The sequence below is a fragment of the Bacteroides sp. RCH18 genome, from assembly GCF_058231005.1.
Genome location: NZ_JBIPTC010000002.1, coordinates 1,535,056 through 1,554,542, shown reverse-complemented (window position 1 = coordinate 1,554,542; position 19,487 = coordinate 1,535,056). Strand labels below are relative to the sequence as shown.

General features: G+C 40.0%; 18 protein-coding genes. 3 read left to right on the top strand and 15 right to left on the bottom strand.

The annotated features are described in order from the left end of the window. Positions 1–190: 190 nt before the first annotated feature. Positions 191–595, bottom strand: coding sequence for a leucine-rich repeat domain-containing protein (locus tag ACHLI0_RS21355; RefSeq protein ID WP_490749992.1), 405 nt, complete (start codon positions 593–595; stop codon positions 191–193). Positions 596–1,510: 915 nt separating this feature from the next. Between ACHLI0_RS21355 and ACHLI0_RS21350 the strand changes: the two genes are divergently transcribed. Continuing rightward, positions 1,511–2,476 carry an extended-spectrum class A beta-lactamase CfxA4 gene (locus tag ACHLI0_RS21350; protein WP_057280848.1) on the top strand — a complete coding sequence of 322 codons (966 nt, stop codon included), beginning with the start codon at positions 1,511–1,513 and terminating at the stop codon, positions 2,474–2,476. A gap of 92 nt (positions 2,477–2,568) precedes the next feature. Here ACHLI0_RS21350 and ACHLI0_RS21345 read toward each other — a convergent pair whose 3' ends face one another. From ACHLI0_RS21345 to ACHLI0_RS21285, 13 genes are all read right to left on the bottom strand, one after another. Beyond that, on the bottom strand, positions 2,569–3,972 hold the full coding sequence (locus ACHLI0_RS21345; RefSeq protein ID WP_004292734.1) for a hypothetical protein: 1,404 nt from the start codon (positions 3,970–3,972) through the stop codon (positions 2,569–2,571). A 282-nt stretch (positions 3,973–4,254) separates the two neighbouring features. Beyond that, complete coding sequence (locus ACHLI0_RS21340) at positions 4,255–5,370, bottom strand: DUF6371 domain-containing protein (RefSeq protein WP_004292742.1); 1,116 nt, start codon at positions 5,368–5,370, stop codon at positions 4,255–4,257. Positions 5,371–5,373: 3 nt separating this feature from the next. After that, on the bottom strand, positions 5,374–6,471 hold the full coding sequence (locus ACHLI0_RS21335) for an AAA family ATPase (protein WP_122116177.1): 1,098 nt from the start codon (positions 6,469–6,471) through the stop codon (positions 5,374–5,376). 5 nt (positions 6,472–6,476) lie between these two features. Continuing rightward, positions 6,477–6,851, bottom strand: a complete 375-nt coding sequence (locus ACHLI0_RS21330) for a helix-turn-helix domain-containing protein (RefSeq protein WP_122116178.1) — start codon at positions 6,849–6,851, stop codon at positions 6,477–6,479. Positions 6,852–7,050: 199 nt separating this feature from the next. Further along, positions 7,051–7,908 carry a transposon Tn4555 protein TnpC gene (gene tnpC / locus ACHLI0_RS21325; RefSeq protein ID WP_004339687.1) on the bottom strand — a complete coding sequence of 286 codons (858 nt, stop codon included), beginning with the start codon at positions 7,906–7,908 and terminating at the stop codon, positions 7,051–7,053. A gap of 247 nt (positions 7,909–8,155) precedes the next feature. Further along, positions 8,156–9,274, bottom strand: a complete 1,119-nt coding sequence (locus tag ACHLI0_RS21320) for a tyrosine-type recombinase/integrase (protein ID WP_004338318.1) — start codon at positions 9,272–9,274, stop codon at positions 8,156–8,158. 141 nt (positions 9,275–9,415) lie between these two features. After that, entirely contained in the window at positions 9,416–10,351 is a 936-nt protein-coding gene (tnpA, locus tag ACHLI0_RS21315; protein WP_004292844.1) for a transposon Tn4555 protein TnpA, read from the bottom strand. 305 nt (positions 10,352–10,656) lie between these two features. Further along, positions 10,657–11,076, bottom strand: a complete 420-nt coding sequence (locus tag ACHLI0_RS21310; protein ID WP_490749991.1) for a leucine-rich repeat protein — start codon at positions 11,074–11,076, stop codon at positions 10,657–10,659. Positions 11,077–11,198: 122 nt separating this feature from the next. Further along, positions 11,199–12,470 (bottom strand): BACON domain-containing protein, encoded by a 1,272-nt coding sequence (locus tag ACHLI0_RS21305; protein ID WP_490749990.1) that lies wholly within the window; start codon positions 12,468–12,470, stop codon positions 11,199–11,201. Further along, the gene (locus ACHLI0_RS21300; protein ID WP_490749989.1) at positions 12,467–13,588 is read right to left on the bottom strand and encodes a hypothetical protein; all 1,122 of its coding nucleotides are present in this window, start codon (positions 13,586–13,588) and stop codon (positions 12,467–12,469) included. The genes ACHLI0_RS21305 and ACHLI0_RS21300 overlap by 4 nt, the downstream gene beginning before the upstream one ends. 3 nt (positions 13,589–13,591) lie before the next feature. Next, positions 13,592–14,242: a hypothetical protein gene (locus ACHLI0_RS21295; RefSeq protein ID WP_490749988.1), complete on the bottom strand. Its 651-nt coding sequence runs from the start codon at positions 14,240–14,242 to the stop codon at positions 13,592–13,594. Positions 14,243–14,274: 32 nt separating this feature from the next. Beyond that, the gene (locus ACHLI0_RS21290; RefSeq protein WP_258893572.1) at positions 14,275–14,790 is read right to left on the bottom strand and encodes a hypothetical protein; all 516 of its coding nucleotides are present in this window, start codon (positions 14,788–14,790) and stop codon (positions 14,275–14,277) included. A 22-nt stretch (positions 14,791–14,812) separates the two neighbouring features. Then, positions 14,813–15,226 carry a hypothetical protein gene (locus ACHLI0_RS21285; RefSeq protein WP_490749987.1) on the bottom strand — a complete coding sequence of 138 codons (414 nt, stop codon included), beginning with the start codon at positions 15,224–15,226 and terminating at the stop codon, positions 14,813–14,815. 613 nt (positions 15,227–15,839) lie between these two features. Here ACHLI0_RS21285 and ACHLI0_RS21280 point away from each other — a divergent pair. Both ACHLI0_RS21280 and ACHLI0_RS21275 read left to right on the top strand, forming a co-directional pair. Further along, entirely contained in the window at positions 15,840–16,478 is a 639-nt protein-coding gene (locus ACHLI0_RS21280; RefSeq protein WP_490749986.1) for an HU family DNA-binding protein, read from the top strand. Between the two features lie 366 nt (positions 16,479–16,844). After that, positions 16,845–18,566 (top strand): ATP-binding protein, encoded by a 1,722-nt coding sequence (locus tag ACHLI0_RS21275; RefSeq protein WP_258893569.1) that lies wholly within the window; start codon positions 16,845–16,847, stop codon positions 18,564–18,566. Position 18,567: 1 nt separating this feature from the next. Here ACHLI0_RS21275 and ACHLI0_RS21270 read toward each other — a convergent pair whose 3' ends face one another. After that, positions 18,568–19,464 carry a LysR family transcriptional regulator gene (locus ACHLI0_RS21270; RefSeq protein WP_008760345.1) on the bottom strand — a complete coding sequence of 299 codons (897 nt, stop codon included), beginning with the start codon at positions 19,462–19,464 and terminating at the stop codon, positions 18,568–18,570. Positions 19,465–19,487: the final 23 nt, after the last annotated feature.

The window sequence follows — 19,487 nt, the reverse complement described above, 5'->3', positions numbered from 1 at the left end:
TTAAAATTAGCAACTCAAATAAATAGCCATTAAACAAACTTCCAATGAATCTCGTTTACATATTATGCCTAAAGCAATCATCACAATATTTCATTATTAATCCAGAATACATTATATTGAAAAAAAATAATTAGTCAAATCACATTATACATAAAACATATTTCAGATAATAAATTAAATCATTCTTCAATTATATTTTTAAAATCTTTCCATTCATTTGTATTTTGATAAATAAATGAAGATTTTTTAGGGACATATAAAATACATTTTTTTTATCCACATCCCTAAACACCCATTGTCCCAATCTCGGAGGATTTGGTCCCTTTTTACAATGTATTTCCTTTAATCCGAGACAAAAAGCAAATGCTTGATTGCCTATTAACATTAAACTACTAGGCAAAGTTATTGTTACCAATTTAGCACATCTAGAAAATGCTCCATTATCTATCTCGGCAACACTTTCTGGAATTTCAACAGAAATTAAACTAGAATCATAACAACTTGTACTAAAAGCCTCACCATCAATAAATGTCACCCCATAAGGTATGGAATAGCTCAAAGACTTACCTTCCGGAAATTTCCAAAGTTTAGCCATATCCTTACTAAACAAAACTCCATCAACAGACATCGTATTTACAACCGATTATTACTCAATATTTTATAGATAATAAGTCAGAAATATGGTTGTTATTTTTAATTGCACATTCTAAAAGGTGAAGATTTAACGCTTTTATTGATTATTAACTCAAAAAGGACATCAACTTGGGTCGTTTCTTCTCTTTTCCTTGCTATTCGTTTCCGATATTCCACTTTTGTTTTGGTCTATCTCATATGTACTGCAAAGGTATTGATTTTTGTTTGATATTGCTCCTTGCTTGCTCCTTGTCGTAGATTAATTTTCACACAGGAATTTTTGTTCTCTTTCTATAGGGGCTTGAAACAATCCATTTATTGGAAACAATTAAAGACGGAGCTGGTTTGCCCCAGTGCTTTTTAAGAAACAGGGCAATTATTTTATCTCCACAAAGGCTCTTGTTCCCAATTATGAGGAAAGCCTAATAAACGAGTTCTTACTGATGGGTATTTCGATAAAAGCTGCTTGAAATCTGCAACAAAAGTGTTGCCCATAGAAATGGAGTTAAGCCAATACACCACATAGCAGAGTTGCGGATAAAGTGTTTGTTCACGGAACGAGAAATCCGTAATCCATGTGTTTGGCATACGCATAGGCATCATTGGCTTGACAGGAAAGACCCGATTTGACAGTCTTGAATGATGGGCGCAGCAATTACGAAGTACGGGTCTGGGTACGGATTAAAAGGCTAAGTGATTATTTTCAGTCATTTAGCCTTTTTAATTATCTAATTTTTCCCCACATTTTCCCCACAGCTGTCTATTTATATATTTTAGAAACATATTTTTCCGTAAAGTTATGTATTTTTCCGTAAAGTTATGTACCTTTGTCGGCAAATAAAGATATTCTCGTCAAACAAATATAAATAATATAAACATGGAAAAAAACAGAAAAAAACAAATCGTAGTTTTGAGTATAGCTTTAGTTTGCATTTTCATCTTGGTATTTTCATTGTTCCATAAATCAGCGACAAAAGATAGCGCAAATCCTCCTTTAACAAATGTTTTGACTGATAGCATTTCTCAAATTGTCTCAGCTTGTCCTGGCGAAATTGGTGTGGCGGTTATTGTTAATAACAGAGATACGGTTAAGGTCAATAATAAGAGTGTTTATCCTATGATGAGTGTGTTTAAGGTTCATCAGGCATTAGCTCTTTGTAATGACTTTGACAATAAAGGAATTTCACTTGATACCTTAGTAAATATAAATAGGGATAAACTTGACCCAAAGACTTGGAGTCCTATGCTGAAAGATTATTCAGGGCCAGTCATATCATTGACAGTGAGAGATTTGCTGCGTTATACTCTTACTCAGAGTGACAACAATGCAAGCAACCTTATGTTTAAGGATATGGTTAATGTCGCTCAAACAGATAGTTTTATAGCCACACTCATTCCTCGTTCAAGTTTTCAGATAGCTTATACGGAAGAGGAAATGTCGGCTGACCATAACAAGGCTTACTCTAACTATACATCTCCTCTTGGTGCTGCAATGTTGATGAATCGTTTGTTTACTGAAGGTCTTATCGATGATGAGAAACAAAGTTTCATTAAGAATACGTTAAAAGAATGCAAAACAGGTGTAGATAGGATAGCAGCTCCACTTCTTGATAAAGAAGGGGTTGTTATAGCGCATAAGACAGGTTCAGGTAATGTTAATGAAAATGGTGTTCTTGCAGCTCACAATGATGTTGCCTATATATGTCTGCCTAATAATATCAGTTATACCTTAGCGGTATTTGTTAAGGATTTCAAGGGAAATGAATCACAAGCGTCACAATATGTTGCGCATATATCAGCTGTAGTATATTCTTTATTAATGCAAACTTCAGTAAAATCTTAAACTGCACTTGCTTTGATAATTAATGATAAACAATCTAAAAGCACTCTAATCGTTATCGGAGTGCTTTTAGATTACTAATCAAATTGCTTCTATTATAATTTGAATCCTCTACTTTTTCTTTCTTCCTGTTGCGGCACTCTTGCTCCATATCTAAGCCTGTGCCATTGCTCCCTGAACCAGTCGGCAATCGGCTTCCTGTTTATTGTCAGGTTCAGCCTGCTTTCATCGTCAGGGTCATTTTCCACCCTTAAAATATCATCCTTTATATCAAAGTTCCGCCTGTGTTGCTCGGAATAGATTTTACCGCTACATTTCAGGGCTTCTTTTTTGACTATAAGACTTTCAGTCATTTCTTTAGAGAATCCCAGCATGGCACAAAACTTTTCCATGCGCAGCATTTCCCTGAACATCGGAAACCACCTGAAAGCCTTGTCTATGATTCTGGCGAGCCGTGACAGTTCTTTTTCTTTCATGTCAAGTTCCTGCCTGTGCATTTCTCTGAGATTGTGGATTTGCGTATCATGCTGTTTCTGCATCTGCTGTACTTGGCTCTGCAATTTTTCAATATTGGTGTTCCGTTTTGAAACCTCGTCTTGCAGTTTTTCGTTGGCACGTTCCAGTTCTTTCAGTTTTCCACTCCCGAAAAGAGAAGCAACTCCACTAGTTATGGCTGTCGCTGCCGTGGTGGCTGTCTTCTTTAACTTGTCAGTGCGTATTTCTGATTTCACCTGTTTCAGTTCCTGCTCGGCAAGATTTATCTGTTCTTCTTTGTGCCGTTTGGCTGCATCCATGCGTTGCAGTTCAGCTTTCTGCTTCTCAATGATAAAGTCGTTCCGTTCCAGATGCTCCTTACCAGTGACAGCCTTTGACTGCCCGCGTTCCATCAGCAGGATGTCGGATGCAAGGGTCTGCATCTGCATCATGTCATCGTCATTGAGCTTTCGGCTCTTTCCTGTTTCGTGGTTCATCCAGTCGAAAACGATATGGGCATGATAGTTCGGCTTGAACCATCTGTCCCCGACTTTGAAGCTTTCCCTGTCTTCCGCTTCCGGCTGACCGTTCAGCCAATGCCCTTCATCCTTGTGCAGGAAGATTTGCAGCGGTGTGATTCCCCAGCGTCTTTGACACTCCTCACCGAATTTACGCACGTCTGCCAGTGTGGTGTCCGACCTGACAAGCAGCACTCCTTCACGTATGGGGGAGCATCCCGCAATCTTGACTATTTTACCGTTCTTGCCTTTGCGTTCACGCTCCTTTTCCTGCATGGCACGTCCGGTCTTTTCCTTTACCATCTGTCTGATATTGTCATAATGCATCCGCAAATCCGGACTGCCGAAGTCGGGATTTATCCACTGTTCGTTATCGGTGGATAGTTCAGGAACGACATAGATTCTGGACTCTCCGATGTGGCGCATGTATTCGGCAGTCCTCCTGTTGTGAGCCTCGCTCGATGCGATGTTGCAGGGCTTGATATGTATGCTTGATTTTGTTGCCATAGATACTTGTTTTTTGGTTTGTACTTTATTGTTTGCTTTTCCGCTGTCCGTAAACGCATGGGGTTCTTAGGGGTGCAACCCATAAGCGGAGATTGCAAAGAGAGGGTCACTCTTTGCTCTGGGTTCTCAGGGGAGAAACGCCCTGAGTGGGTCATTAGGGTAAAACCCTAATCCCCTCGGGAGAGCCCACAACTACGTAAGCGGAGCGTGTAGTTATAGTGGGCTATATCAATGGCAAGCCATTGTCTGCAAACTCCAGCCTACGGCTTCCGCTCTCCTCCGTCAGGGAGGTTTTTCATCATCGTTGCCGATTGGAGATGCACCGACCAGCACAAGGTCTAAATCGTCTATCAGTTTTTGCAGGACGGGATTCTTCTCTATCATCCGCTGGAGGATTCTCTCAGCCTCGACCAAGTGGTTGGCTGTACTCATCACCTTGCCCTCCCGTATCTGAAAGATAATCCAATCGGCTATGTCGATATGGGCTTCTTTTTGTTTCGGGGTGGCATTCCTTTCGATGATGTCCGAAACCACCACCTTACAAAAGTACATGCTCTCGGCTCGCTGTTTCCACTCGGCATAAGCATCGGCATCGGGAAAGAGAAGCACGGTTCGCCCTGACAGTACACGGAGTTTCTCTTCTCTCATCTGACTCTTACCACCCGTAGCCAGCCATACATAATCGGGGAAGATAGCAGAACCGATAACGGCACTCTTCTCGGATTCCACCAAGACCACCACCTTGTCGGGATGCGTTTTCAACAAGTGTTCCCCGAAAAGGCATTGGGATAGTTGCCAATCCTCTGCCAACACACGCTGCTTTTTCAATATGCTGTGTATCCAGTTCACTGCCGATGTCTGTCCTCCCTTGATACGGTGTCCGTCTTCGGGATTGTACTGCATCACCTTTCCCGTGCGTACCTTGCCCGTCCTGTCTATCTGCCAAAAGATAACAGAGCCGTCACGGGTAGCCCCCAAACGGTATTCCTCCAACAACCGCTTCAACACCTCTTTCGCCTTGTCGCCATAGTAGGAAGTAAGGAGTGTGAAGAGGAAACGGAAGAAATTGCTACGCTCGCTTTGCGACTTCTCCACATAGTGAGGGGGAATATAGCCGATGGCTGTCGGCTTACTTTGCTGCTTCACTTTCTTCTGCTCTGCTCTTTGCCTGTCAAAAGAGAAATCATTGGTAGTTCTGTGTTCAGGATGCTCTTGAAAATACTCTTTCGGAGTGTAGTGATACCCACAACCGCTTTCGTGGTTACATCTGCCGACCGATGGATGCAACGGCACATTATTTTCGTCCACGTAATAGACGAAAGAATGCCTGTCTCCGCATTTGGGGCAGGTATGCCGTGTTGCCGTTCCTTTATACTTCTGTAATGAATAATTGCCCATAGCTTAGTCCGTTTTTGATGGTTGATTGTCGGCTGTCCCATCCTGTCCCATTGTCCCACACTCTAAGGGTTGGGACAGTGGGACACTTGGGACACCTGCGTTTTTACTCTCTTTGCTGCGCTGGATGATACGGTTTACGGTGGACTTGCCACAATTCACCTGTGAGGCTATCTCCCTGACGGACTTGCCCGATTGGGAGAGTTGCAGAATTTGGCAATCCCTTTGGCTTGATTCATTGTCGCCCAATTTTTTCAAGTGTTCCTTTTCCGTGGAATAGCCCCTGAACACGAACTGCAAGAAAGCATCCACCTTGTCAATCTCGTAAACGATTACATTATCCGCATCATGAGAGAACGTGCCATAGCGCACTTTAAGCTGCTTCACATAGCGAAGCCCTCCGTCTTGGGCACTTTTTCCAATGGTGAACACGCTGTCAAAGAAATTGTAGAGCCGTTTGCTTCCGGCAAGGTCGTTGGATGTGATGGGACAATCCAAAGAGCGTTTGGGCGTATGTGCTAGGACAAGGATAGAGAGCGCATATCTCTTTTTGAGATTGTTCAGCTGAATCATCAGCCGTCCTGCGGCATCGCCTTTCTCCATGGCGCAACACAGGTAGGTAAGATTGTCAATGATGAAAATCTTGCAGTCGGTCTGCACAGCCATCTGTTCAATGCCGCCTATGATAGCTTCCTCAAAGTTGGCATCCAAAAGCTGGTTGCAGTCAATAGACACCCGATAGAGTTTGTCGGGAAAGGTGTAGAGCTCTCCATGCTCGTTGGTATAGCGGAGCTGGAACTGCTTTTCGGACAGTTCAAAGTCCAGATACAGCACATTGTCGGTTCGGGCGATGCGGTCGGCTATCTGCACGGCAAGGATGGACTTGCCCACGTTGGAATCGGCAAACAAGCAGGAGAGTTCCCCCTCGTACCAAAAGCTGTCCCACAGCGCACAGGGCGTAGGCAATAACGATGCTTCAAGAATGGTTTGGTTTGCCGTCTTGATATTCATCATGCCTACACTGTCGGGCATACCGTTATGCGCTTGGGATGCTTTTGTGAGGTCGCCACGTATCAGGTTGATATAGTTCTTATCCTCTTCCATATCATTCACCAGTTACGTGGGTTGGGCTTGCGACGGTGGGAAGAGGATAAGGACTTGTTCAGTTCCTCGTCTGACAACGGTATGGGATTCTTTCGGGCGGTTTCCAGCCACTTGTCCAGTTCGTCACGGTAAAGGCAATAGCGTTTGCCGGGCTTGGTGGCAGGGATTGTCCCTTCTGACAGTTTCATGTAGAGCGTACCCTTAGGGATACCTAAATACTCTGCTGCCTCGTCCACAGACATGGGCACGTGGGTGTCCACCGTTTTGGCATTGTTCACACTGCACTGCTCGGCGAGCAGGCTTTTCAGGCTCATCACTTCGTCTCGAAGCTGAGCGACAACCTCGGGGAGGTCGTTGAAGGTAAGAATTGATTTTTCCATTCGCGTACTCGTCTCTTTTGTAAGACTTGGCGCAAAGGACTGAAATGATATATCCGTGAATATCTCCACGACACGTCATTGCAAAATAATTCCCGAATAATTAAGCCCAGCCATAAATGACGGGCAAAATTACTCGGGAAACGATGTAAAACAGGCGGTTATGAGTTACCGGATGGTTGTCGTTGGTGTCGTGATTATCCTAATTCCGCACATAATCCTCGGGATAGTGGAAATCAAGTTTGCCGTTTTCGGGTTCATCAATGGGAATTTCCGTCTTTAACGGCTCTACCTTGAAATTCTTGATGGTTGATAAGTCTGTATCAGCAAACGATTTCGGGAAAAGGGCTTTGATGAACTTGGCACGGTTATCCCCATTGTAGTATCTCTTGTACAGGAAACGCTCAGAGATATTCCATACGAAGTGACGGAGTGGAATGTTGTTGATGTCTTTGGTAAACGGTCTTTGTATGGGCTTCGGGGTATAAGTGTTAAGATTCATCCATTTGTCCACCTCAGTACAGATGTGGTTCACGGTTTCTTGGTCGGCAATGCGAGGCAGGTAATAATGGCAATACTCCATGACCATGCGGATGCGCTCTTCCTTTTCCCGTTGCTCTCTGCTTGCGTAATTGGCACGGTTCTTTTCGTGAAGATCCGGGGCGATAGTAAGCTCTATCGGTTGTGTTTGGATAAGTGTCTCTTCTTTTGTCGGGGATGATTCGGGTACAGGCTCAGGGACTGATGTAGGTCCAGGCACAGATGTGGCTTCTTCAAGTGTATTTTGTGACAGTTCTTCCTGCACCTCTATGGCTTCGGCAATCGTTTCTTTCTTGCCGAACTTGATTTTGTAGATTTCGTATGTATCAAAGATAAGTGTCTGAAAGGAGAGATAGAGCAACCATCCCAACAGGTTACAGCATACGAATACTATCCACCTGACAAAGTTGTCTTGGTTGAAGCTGTCCGCTATTACCAGCGTGGCAATGGAAGATATTAGGACGATGGCGAAGCCGACAAAGCCCAAGATGATGTATTTGTCCTTGATTGATGATTCCATATTTCGTTGAGAGATTGAATGTTCCTGTATTATTTTGTGCAAAGTTAATGCTATTTTTCCCAATTACTGCCCGTTATTTGCGGTTAGAACGGTCTTTTTCAATGTATTTCACGAAATGTCATCATATCATACTCTGTTTCATACTCTGAGGGGCTTATAAATGGTGGCATCAAGCCAAAAACATAGAGGGGCGATTATAGCCTTGTAGCCATAACCGCCCCTCTGAATACCTGTCAATGTGAGACATTTATGCCTCCTTGCGCTTCAAGGTTATCTTGTCCACCACCTGACACATCTGCTGCGCTGCTATCTTGGAATAGATTTGTGTGGTGGTAATGTTCTTATGTCCGAGATAGGCTTGGATGACAGCCATGTCCGTTCCCATTTCCACGTGCAGGCTTCCGAAGCTGTGGCGGGTACAGTGAAAGGTGATTTTCTTGGTTATCCCTGCTGCCGTGAGCCACCGTTGGAGTGGTCCTTGCAGCATCTTGTCCTTGAAATCCTCAAAGATAAGTCCCTCGCCCCGTTCTCCCAGCAGTCCATAGGCTTCATCACTGATGGGGTTATGCACTATTTCTTTGGTTTTCTGCATACGGGTGGTAACGAACATCCTGCCGTTGGTGTATGGTTGTATCTGCTGCCACGTGAGCTGTCTGATGTCGCTCTTTCTCAGTCCCGTAAGACAGGCGAAAAGAAAAGCTTTTTTCAAGACCTCCTCCTCACAGGGTGTTTCGGCAAGCCGTATCAGTTCCTCTTGGCTCAAATGCTCCCTGATGGTGGGAATGCACTCGATGCGGTCTAAGAAGCCGTTTGGGTTCTCCTTTATCTTCCTGTCACGGTAAGCGGTATGCAGCACGGCACGGAAAGTTGACCAATAGCCTGCTGCGGAGTTGATGTGCAGCTTTTGGTTGGTGTGGATGGATTGGGGTGCATCAAGCAGGTATTCCATGAACTTGCGGCACAAATCCACATCCACCTCCTCAAAGGTGCATTTGCCGTTCACGAACCGCTGGAAATGCTTGTATACGTGCTGCCACTTGATATTCTTGCGGTCAGCCAGTCCTTTGAAATAGGCAAGGAAATCGCCCTTCATCTTGGTCTTGTCAAAAAAGCCGTTGTTTTCATTGAAAATGGCTTCGTAGCGCTGGTTGCGCAGGATGACCGCTTTCTTCATCATGCGTGCGTTGAAGTCCCGTTCCTGCTGGTTTGCAGGTTTGGCGAAGATGTAAATTCCTAAGGCTTCACGTGTAATCACTCTCATGGTGACATTGTCACGGTAGCCGGGATAGTAGTCAAGGCATAGTGAATACTGTGTCCCGTTCTTAATCTTGCGCTTACGCAAGGTAACTGTTTTGCATTTACTCATAATAATTATGTTTTAATTGGTTGTATACATTTTGGAGTTGTATCCATGTTTCCGATGGCAAAGGAACAACGTGAAATATCCGTGAATACCTCCACGATACATCATTTTGAAATAATTTTCGATAATCCCGATTTTTCACGGTTATTTGTTCCTTTCAGCCATGACACGCTCCACATCTGAGCGCAAAAGCAGGTTTTTCACACCCACCTTTATCTTTTCGATGTGCTTCACCTTGACGATATGGCAGATGTTGGCTGACGAAAGACCATAGATTTGCTGCACCTGCTCAACGGTATAGTAGCGTTCATCGTTCACAAGGTCAGTTCTGCGGAGTTCGTTCAAATGTGATTTGGAGTAATAGGTACGCCCGTACTCTCTTTTAGTGGGTATCTTATGGCGATAGGTGTAGGCACGGAGTGCGGTCGGCTTCATGCCGAACAGTTCCTCCACCTCCTCGGTCAGTAGCCAGTCGGTAATTTCGCTAATATCAACTGCCACACCGAAAAACTCGTCAATATGCTTCTTGCTGTAATAGTTCTTTCCTGCGATACGGCAGATGGGGATATGGTTACGCTTGGCGGAAGTGTAAAGCCATGACTGCTTTACCTTAAAAAGGGACATCACCTCCTCGCCCGAATAGAAGTCCAACACTTCTTCGCTTTCCTTTTCCCTTTTTTCTCTTTTGGCAGGTAAGGAAGATGAAGATGATTTCCTTGGTGTGGAGGTGTTGCCGGGCAGGATGCGGTGATAGGGATTGCCCTCCAACATCTGCTCGATGTCGGCTCTGCGGATGAATGCCATGCGGTTGCTGATGCGTGAGGCTTTCAGCTTGCCGATGGCTACAAGTTTGTAAATGTACTGTCGGGAACAGCCCATGAGGATGGCTGCTTTGGAAAAGGTGAGATACTCCTGATGCTGTATCTCCATCAAGGGTTGGGCGACTTTGAAGAGGTTGTTCTTCTGCATCACTCTGGCTCGTTTGGCTTCTGCCTGACAAGCCTCACTGCAATATCTTTGCATACCGCTTCGGGTTACAAAGGACTTGCCGCAAAAACTGCATTTTCTGGTTGCTTTCATACCGTTTTATCGTTTAATGGTTCATTTCTTCAATCCTATATCTCTGAAATGGTAAACGGATGTGAACGGAAGTCAACCATTGTCGCTTTTCTACACAGTGTGACTGTTTCCGCATATCGGGGCGGTTATTGTCGCTTGTCGTAAACGGTTGTAAACCCTTGTCAACTGTCTGCACGGTGTGACAAAAAACAAGCCCCGCAAATTCTCCACGTCAGAAATACGTCTCAAAAATATGTGGAAATTTGGGAAGCGACAAATGGCAACCGAAAAGTGTTAAATTTTAGAATATGCTGGTAATTAAAGATTTACACTCGGATATTTCTGATTAGTTTTGGTTGTTCTATGGTTATAAATACATATTCGAAATACAAATTATCTGTAGCAACATTTATTTCCTTCAACTTTTTACAATCTCTAATTGGTCCGTCACCTAGATTAGTTAAGCGTCCTGTAATAGATATTTTAGCCAAATTATCACAACGATCAAAAGCACAATATTTTAGTATAGTAACACTTTCTGGTAATATTATAGATTCTAAAGAATGACACTTGTAAAACATTTCGGAAGATATTGTATTATTTTGAGTTAGATATGCTTTAACATCTGCACTATTAGCATTTCCTGCATAATAAAAATCCCCCCCATTTACAATGGTTGTTTTTTTCATATTCAAAACAGTCAAATTTCCTTCCGTAGCATTACCAAAAGCATCAGTTCCCATCATTTCCCTTAAAAAACGAATATCTGTTCCATCTAAATTTCCACTTTAAATTAGCTCCTTTATTTCATACTTATCCATCTCATTTATTAATGATGGTAAACTTCCAGCAACCCCTACATGTAATATCAAGGATTGAATTTCTCTTTTTGTTTCAGTTCAATAGTTTCAAACAATGTATTATCATTATTACGAATATAAATAAGTCCCGTTCTAGCAGTATTACTAATATTTTCATCAACATTAAAGCACAATTTAGAAACTGTTAATCCTCTTGTCACGATATTATTTACTTTTTTAATCCAGTTATACTCATTTGGGATTATGACATTATATTCTATGTTAGAATTTACTAAAACTTCAACTGCTTGTTTTTGTGAAGATAACAAATACTCTTTTTGAGAAATAATAATAGCATTTTTTTGAGTTTGGATTACTTTTAATGACTGTTTAATATTACTATTTTTATCATAAAATTCGATTTCTGCTTCCCTTTCATCATAAGTAATATTAGGAGAAATAATATAGTAGAAAGTGTGACTTGAAACACTTCTAGCAGCAACTGCATTAATCCAATCAACTTTAGGCATCTTAACTCCAAAATCAAAATTACTTTTTATTTCAACAGCTATAGTCTCACCTTCATCACTAACAAAATATTCATTTTCACTCAATAGTAACATAGCTTCACCCGTCTGGTAAACTTTTACTTTTTCAAATAACTTTTCCCCTTGAATAATAATCTCCCCTTCTCTTTTATCATACTCCTTACTTGGAGAAATAGCGAAAGAGTAAAAATTGGCAGATACTCCACGAGTACGTCCAGAAATAACAGGCTTAATCCAATCTCTACTATTTTCATCAACGATAATTTTATAATCTATATTTGACTTTACCTGTAAATTAATAATTCCCCCATCTTTATCAACCTCAAATCGATTCGATGTTAATGTTAAAGCATCTTTTTGTTTCTGATTGATCATGATGCTTTTAGTCAATTCATCAGCACTGAGCTTTAAAACAACATTCCTGTCATCATATCCAGTATTACTAGCCACCACAATAGTTAATGTGACATTTCCAGCTTTACCACTCGAAGGAGACACTGTACACCAATTATCCCCATTCTGCGTCTCTGCAAGGGAAACTGACCAGTCCTTGTTAGTGGAAAAAGAAATTGTAGCCCGTTCACCTTCAGATGAGACATTGATTCCTTGACTAAACATTGTCTCACATTCAGATGTAGGTACGATTTCTGTTTCTACTCTAACTTCATTCTTTTCGTTCTCTTCACCGCATGAAAACAAAAAGACAAGACATAAATATATTAGCAACAATGGTATTCGGCGGATTCTAAAATAAGAATTCCTAATTATATCCAATTTAAAACATTCAATCATAATTCATACAATTTCTCTATATCATTCAACACCCGATCATTCAGAAGATTTTCAATGGCAGAATACATAGCACGGGAGGCATTCAGATTCTTGTACCATTCATTTTCAGGAACAAGTTTCTCGTATTTTCTAAGAAATAAATTTATTAACTCCAAATCCCATTGAACATAAGGATTTCTTTGAAGAACTAACCAATCAAGATCATCTTGATGTTCAACTATAAACTCTTTTGATATATTAGGACTATAAGAATATAACTTAAGCCCCATTTTCTCATACCTTTCAATCACTTCATCCAAATCACTTTGCGCTATCACAGATTCCGTACCCAATAAATGCTGTAACTGAGTCAATGTTTCTGCAACATTTCTTACACCCATTTGAGCAAAAAAGCCATTATTATTTAATAAATCTTCTAACCACCAATTAATACTTTCAGCATTCTTAATTTTACTCACTAGTTCCCAATCCCATTTAGTAAATTCATTTTTAGCCAAACCATAATAAGCCTGAGAAATATTATGAAAATCAATACTATAATTAAAACGAAAAATATCAGATACTTGAAAACTATCTATTTTTTTCCCGTATAATTCACACAAATCATCAAATGATGATATTTCAGAAACTAAAGTGGATGGAATAACATCGTAGCATCTCACAGTAGAACGAAAACGCTTATAACACACTCTGTATAATCTATCGCCGATAGAAAATTCAGCCCCTTTTCGATATAACACATTTAAGTTTGTTATGTAATACCAGTCACGTGGATCATTAACAAATCTATTATTCTCTACAATCTTATGTACCCCTTTATAAATACAATCTTCATATTTAACGATTTGTTCATCACTTAATGGATAATATTTTCGAATAAGGTTACGAAATAACGTTGGTCCTACGGCAGATTCATCCAATAGATATTGCCTCAATAAAGCCAAGCACGCCATATTAATTTGTAATTGTGCTCCATCTTTTATACTTTGTATTTTATCAATATCCAGTTGAAGTTGTTTCAAACTTTGAATATTATATAGCAAATCACTTACATCATTCATTGTCTGCTTCAAATTAAAATTCAAAGAATTATTATATAATAAGATAGTATTCTCCATAGTTCAACCATAAAAATAAAAGGTTCCTTTGTTTACTATTTCTTCATGTAAATAACTCACAATATCATTGTGTAATGACAAACTTGATTTTATAATATTTCGTTTTGAACATAAATCATCAAAATACCCTTTTTCCACAGCATCCTTCAACCATTGTCTACGTAAAAACATATCACGAGGCAGTTGAACCATTCTATCTAGCATTTCAAGGTCTTTATATTCCAATAATAAAACCGATTTAATAGCTTTCGGAAAATGTTGCCAATCATTAAAATCTATATGATCTGACAAAAAGTAATTTTTCGCTCTGGCAATTGTTCGGCAAAACGATTGTGCTCCTAAATTTAGTATCAAAACTCTTTTATCCAATGCTCTGATATTTGAAGAATTAAATTTTAAGCCACAAGACAAAAAATAATATCCAAGCGTTGAAAATATCTGATAAAATTCCGGATCATTTACAGTATCTAACAAGTTCAAATAAGCCTCTCCTACAACAGCGGCATCTTGTTCTGGTATTTTAGACAAAAAATCATGTTGAGTAAAAGTCAACTCTAAAATCTTACCAAGATATAGTTCTGCCTCACTTCTATCAGTATGAAACAATTTATTAGCTATATAGCTATTATGAATTACGATTTCAAGATTTGTCATATTTATAAATTAATTCAATGGTTCTTTTATATCTAATATTTTACCAAATAAGGTTTTTGAATATTTCCTTCTAAACGATATTTCACCACATAAAAAACATCTTGACAGCGAGATATCTCCCTTCTGACTAAAGATTTGAAAATACCAACTTTATCATCTAAATCTAATTCTTCATTACTATATGCAGCAACAGCCCCCATTAACTCGACTAAAATAGAGACTGAACGCAGTAAATCAGTATCAATTAAACGATGATATGTATTAATATGCTTATCTATAAAAATATCAAGCGCAACAAAAAAAGTATCCTCTCCTCTATCATTTGTATTTATAATATCAACAAATGCCTCTAAATCATTACAAAAATCATCTTCACTATATCCAAACATTGCGTTAGTTGCTGCTCTAGGATCATAATTAGGAACACCTATAATATGCTGTTTAAATACTAGAAACTCTTCTACGATTTCCAATCTACCTAAATTTCTCAAAACAACGGATAAAGCTAAATAGTCTCTTCCGTTAAATGAACGATATTCTTTTTTCATATTTATTCTTGATAATCTACAGCTATTTCCAAAATAGATTTACTGATTCATAATAATCCTCTAAACTAGAAGAATCTTCGAGAAAAGTATCTTGAGCAGATTGGATTTTTTTCATTAGATTTACCCACTCCTTATTAGCATTACTTTGTGCAAACTTGCCCAATGTATACGCTTCTTGAAAATCTTTTTCCAACAGTTCGTAATAATCTAATCTGAAATAGAAATCACAACTATTATCGGCCGAATGGGTAGAAACAGAGAATATATCCCCTTTTTGTGGACGGATAAATAACTTCCTGGTAAAAGCCTGAAATAACATTGCTAATTCGCTTCCATTAAATGTTTGTTTTTTAGTTTTCATAAATAAAGATTCTTTATCCTCACGTTCCACTAAGGTATTAATAAACAAAAGAAGCGCGGAACTGCGTGCTATCATTTGTTTCTGAAGGTCCTGAGAAAACCCAAACGTACAAATGAATAGACAGCAGACCCACGCCTATACGACGCGAGAACCGTCTATGCCATTCTTGTACGTTTTGAAAGTTCTCAGGTTTTCAGAAACAAGAATGAAGCACAACGCTTCTTACAATATTTTCTTTTATAAAACTTTGAAGACTATCACCATAGACTTCATTCGCAAAAATATAAAAGATTATCTATAAGCGCAAAAATACTAAAAGAATTCTTCTTATATTTCTGATTTTAAATTATAAAACCTGTATTTATAGACTTCATTCTCTCGCTATCTAACCATATTACAGTCTTCTATTACTTATCCCCCAATCTATTAACAAATAAATTATTCTTTATTAGTAGTAAACTTGCTTTTATCAAGAAGATAAGTTACCTTTGTTTAATAGTAAACTATAAATGCAAATTCCAATTATACAAATGAAAGTTGCAACTTTAAAAACGCAACTGGCATTTATAAAAACAAAAGCTTCAATTATAGTTTATAATTAACCAATAAGAACTTTAGTATTAGAAGAAAGGAACTTTACCTCTAATACCAAAGAACTTATCTATTAATACTTTAGAACCAAGACAATATGGCACGATACATTATGGAAGAGATGCCCGACATTCAGAAAACGGGCAAAAGAATTACTTATCCCAAGTTTGCACGAATAGACAATGTAAGCATAAAAGAGTTGGCGCAACGAGTAGGAGACGTCAGCGGCTTCAGTGCCGGAGACATAGAAGGCGTATTGCTCCAGACCGCTATAGAAATGGCGCATCTGATGGCGGAAGGACGCTCTGTGAAAATAGACGGAATAGGGACTTTTACCCCCTCACTCGCCCTATGCAGAGACAAAGAACGGGAAGAGGCGGAAGAAGGCGCCAAACACCGAAACGCACAAAGCATCTGCGTAGGAGGAGTGAATTTTCGGGCAGACAGAACGATGATCAGAAACATTAATGAAAGATGCCGGCTGGAAAGAGCTCCATGGAAACCACAACGCTCTTCTAAAAAGTTCACACCGGAGCAACGGCTGACATTAGCCCTGAAATTTCTCGACGAACACGCTTTCCTGACTGTACGGAATTACCAGAGACTAACCGGACTGCTTCAGACAGCTGCTACTAAAGAACTGAAACAATGGGCTGATCTTCCGGAATCCGGTATTGATATTGCAGGAAGAGGTTCGCACAGAGTCTATGTAAAGAAGAAAGTTGCCACTGAATAAAAAGCAATATATGATGAGAGATACTCTGGAAATAGATGAGAGATAACTAAAAACGAATGAGAGATAACAGTTTTCAGGTGTATTTTCACTATAAAATGATGAGAGATAGGTTCTCGGAGAAGTATCTCTCATTCGATAAGAATCTTATTATCTGATATTTAAGAAAAAACAATGAGAGTAATGAGAGATAAAATCTTTTTTTCTTTTTCTGTAGAAGGTTAGATTCGAATGAAAAAGCAGCGGTTATGATCGAATTGGAAAATAAACGCACAAAAATGGAATAATCATCTTAAAAGAACTATCTTTGATTTTTGATTGTTTGAGGAGCTAGGATCTGAAAAACAAAAAGCAGCAAACTTTATAGTTATGGAAACAGTGAAAAAGATACCATATGGCATGTCCAATTTTGAGGACGTAATCATGCAAAACTGCTATTACGTGGACAAAACAATGTATATCCCCTTATTGGAAGATCAAGCCAACTACCTGATATTCATTCGTCCTCGACGTTTCGGCAAGAGTCTACTGCTTAGTATGGTTCGGTCATACTATGACCTTTCACAAAAAGATAAGTTCCAGCAACTCTTCGGCAATCTCTGGATCGGTCAGCATGCAACTCCGCTTCAAGGCAAATACCAAATACTTTATCTTGACTTTTCCAAAATCGGTGGCAATATTGATGAACTGCCACAAAGATTCGATTCTTACAGCGCTGTGCAGCTAGACGGTTTTCTCAACCGATATCGTGAATATTACACAGATGAATTCATAGAACGTTTCAGTGCTGCGGATAAAGGAATTGATAAACTTCACATCCTTGATGACGAAGCCAGGAGATTAGGTTATCCCCTATATCTTATTATAGATGAATACGATAACTTCACCAATGTCGTCCTCAACGAAAAAGGCAACGAAATATATCGTGCCATCACCCACGCAAGCGGCTTCTACCGTGATGCCTTCAAAAACTATAAAGGAATGTTCGACCGTATCTTTATGATCGGTGTCAGTCCCGTAACGCTAGACGACTTGTCGAGCGGTTATAATATCGGTTGGAACATCAGTACCAGTCCGGTATTTAACCAGATGCTAGGATTTTCTGAAAAAGATGTGCGCACTATGTTCCAATATTACAAGGAAACAGGGCAACTGCATGGAGATATTGAAGAGATGATTCTGGAAATGAAGCCGTGGTATGACAATTATTGTTTTGCACGTCAAAGCCTGAGTTCTGATCCCAAAATGTTCAACTGCGATATGGTACTTTACTACCTTCGGAATCGGATTCAGTTGGGAGCATCTCCCGAACAGATGATTGACCCTAATACCCGAACGGATTATAACAAGATGAAAAAACTCATCCAACTGGATCGTCTTGACGGTAATCGCAAAGGCGTTATCAAACGCATTGCCGAAGAAGGAAAAATCATCACTAACCTATTCCAATCTTTTTCCGCAGACCAAATCACGAATCCGGAAATATTTCCCAGCCTGCTTTTTTACTATGGCATGCTGACTATCATCGGAACACGTGGAAATCTGACTATCTTAGGAATCCCTAATACAAATGTCCGAAAACAATATTATGAATATATCTTGGAAGAATATCAAAACCACCACTATATCAATCTGATAGATATAGAGATACTCTTCAATAACATGGCTTTTGACGGTGAATGGCGACCTGCATTGGAATTTATAGCCAAAGCTTATAAAGAGAATTCTTCCGTGCGCAGCAGCATTGAAGGAGAACGCAATATTCAAGGATTCTTCACTGCCTATCTTAGCGTCAATGCATATTACTTGACGACACCTGAGGTAGAGTTGAACCATGGCTTTTGCGACATGTTTCTCATGCCTGACCTGCAACGCTATTCAGAAATTGCACACAGCTATATAGTAGAACTAAAATATCTGCCTAAAGAAAAGTTTGATGCCCAGTCTGCCGAACAATGGGAAGAAGCGGTGGCTCAAATTCATGGTTATGCCGCAAGTCCGAAAGTCCGTCTATTATGCCAAGGCACGCAACTTCACTGCATCGTAATACAGTTCTGCGGTTGGGAGATGGTTCGTATGGAAGAAGTCTGACCTACAAGTTCTTGCTATGATGCCCCGCAAAGCGCATAAAAACCTGAGATAATCCTCCCTCCTGCCCTTGTAACTGCACAAAATTAAATTCGCGCAACATTGGCATCCCTTTTATCTCAACTACCCGTAAAGTGCCGGCCACAAGTTCTTTATGCACCGACCGGATAGAAACAATTCCCATACAATCAGTATGTTCCAAAAAGAGCTTGATACTCTCCGTACCACCAAGATACATCAGAACATTCAAAGAAGACAGCTTCAGATTGTGTTGCGACAGGGCTCGTTCAAATACATCCAACGTCCCCGAACCTCTTTCACGCAAAACCAAAGGGATATTCGGCAATTCTGCAGGTGTTATCTCCTCCTGAATATTTAGTTTACTGTTCACATGCACTACCGCAACAAGTTCATCTTGCAAAAACAAAGTATATTTCAGATTAGGTAAACGAAAAATACCTTCCACCAATCCCAATTCAATCCGGTGTTCTTGCAAAGCGACCTCCACTCCCCGAGAGTTTCCATTAAGGACGGAAAGATTGACTTGTGGAAACTTCGCAATAAAATGAGCCAATAAAGGGGGCAGAACATATTGAGCAATCGTCGTGCTAGCTCCCAGTTTCAACTCTCCAATATACTCGTTATGCAACAAATGCATTTCATATTCAAGCCGCTTGTAATCATCTAAAATCTTTTCGCTATGCTTCAGTAGTAATTCACCGGCAACAGTCAATGAGATTTTACTCCCCTGACGTTCGAACAAACGAGCCTGATAATAAGTCTCCAATTCCTGAATATGCTTAGTGATAGCAGGCTGGCTGACAAACAATTCTTGCGAAGCCTTTGTGAAACTCAGATTCTTCGCTACGCTCTGAAATACTTTTAAACGAAAATCGGACACCTTTTTATTTAAGTTATTTGAGG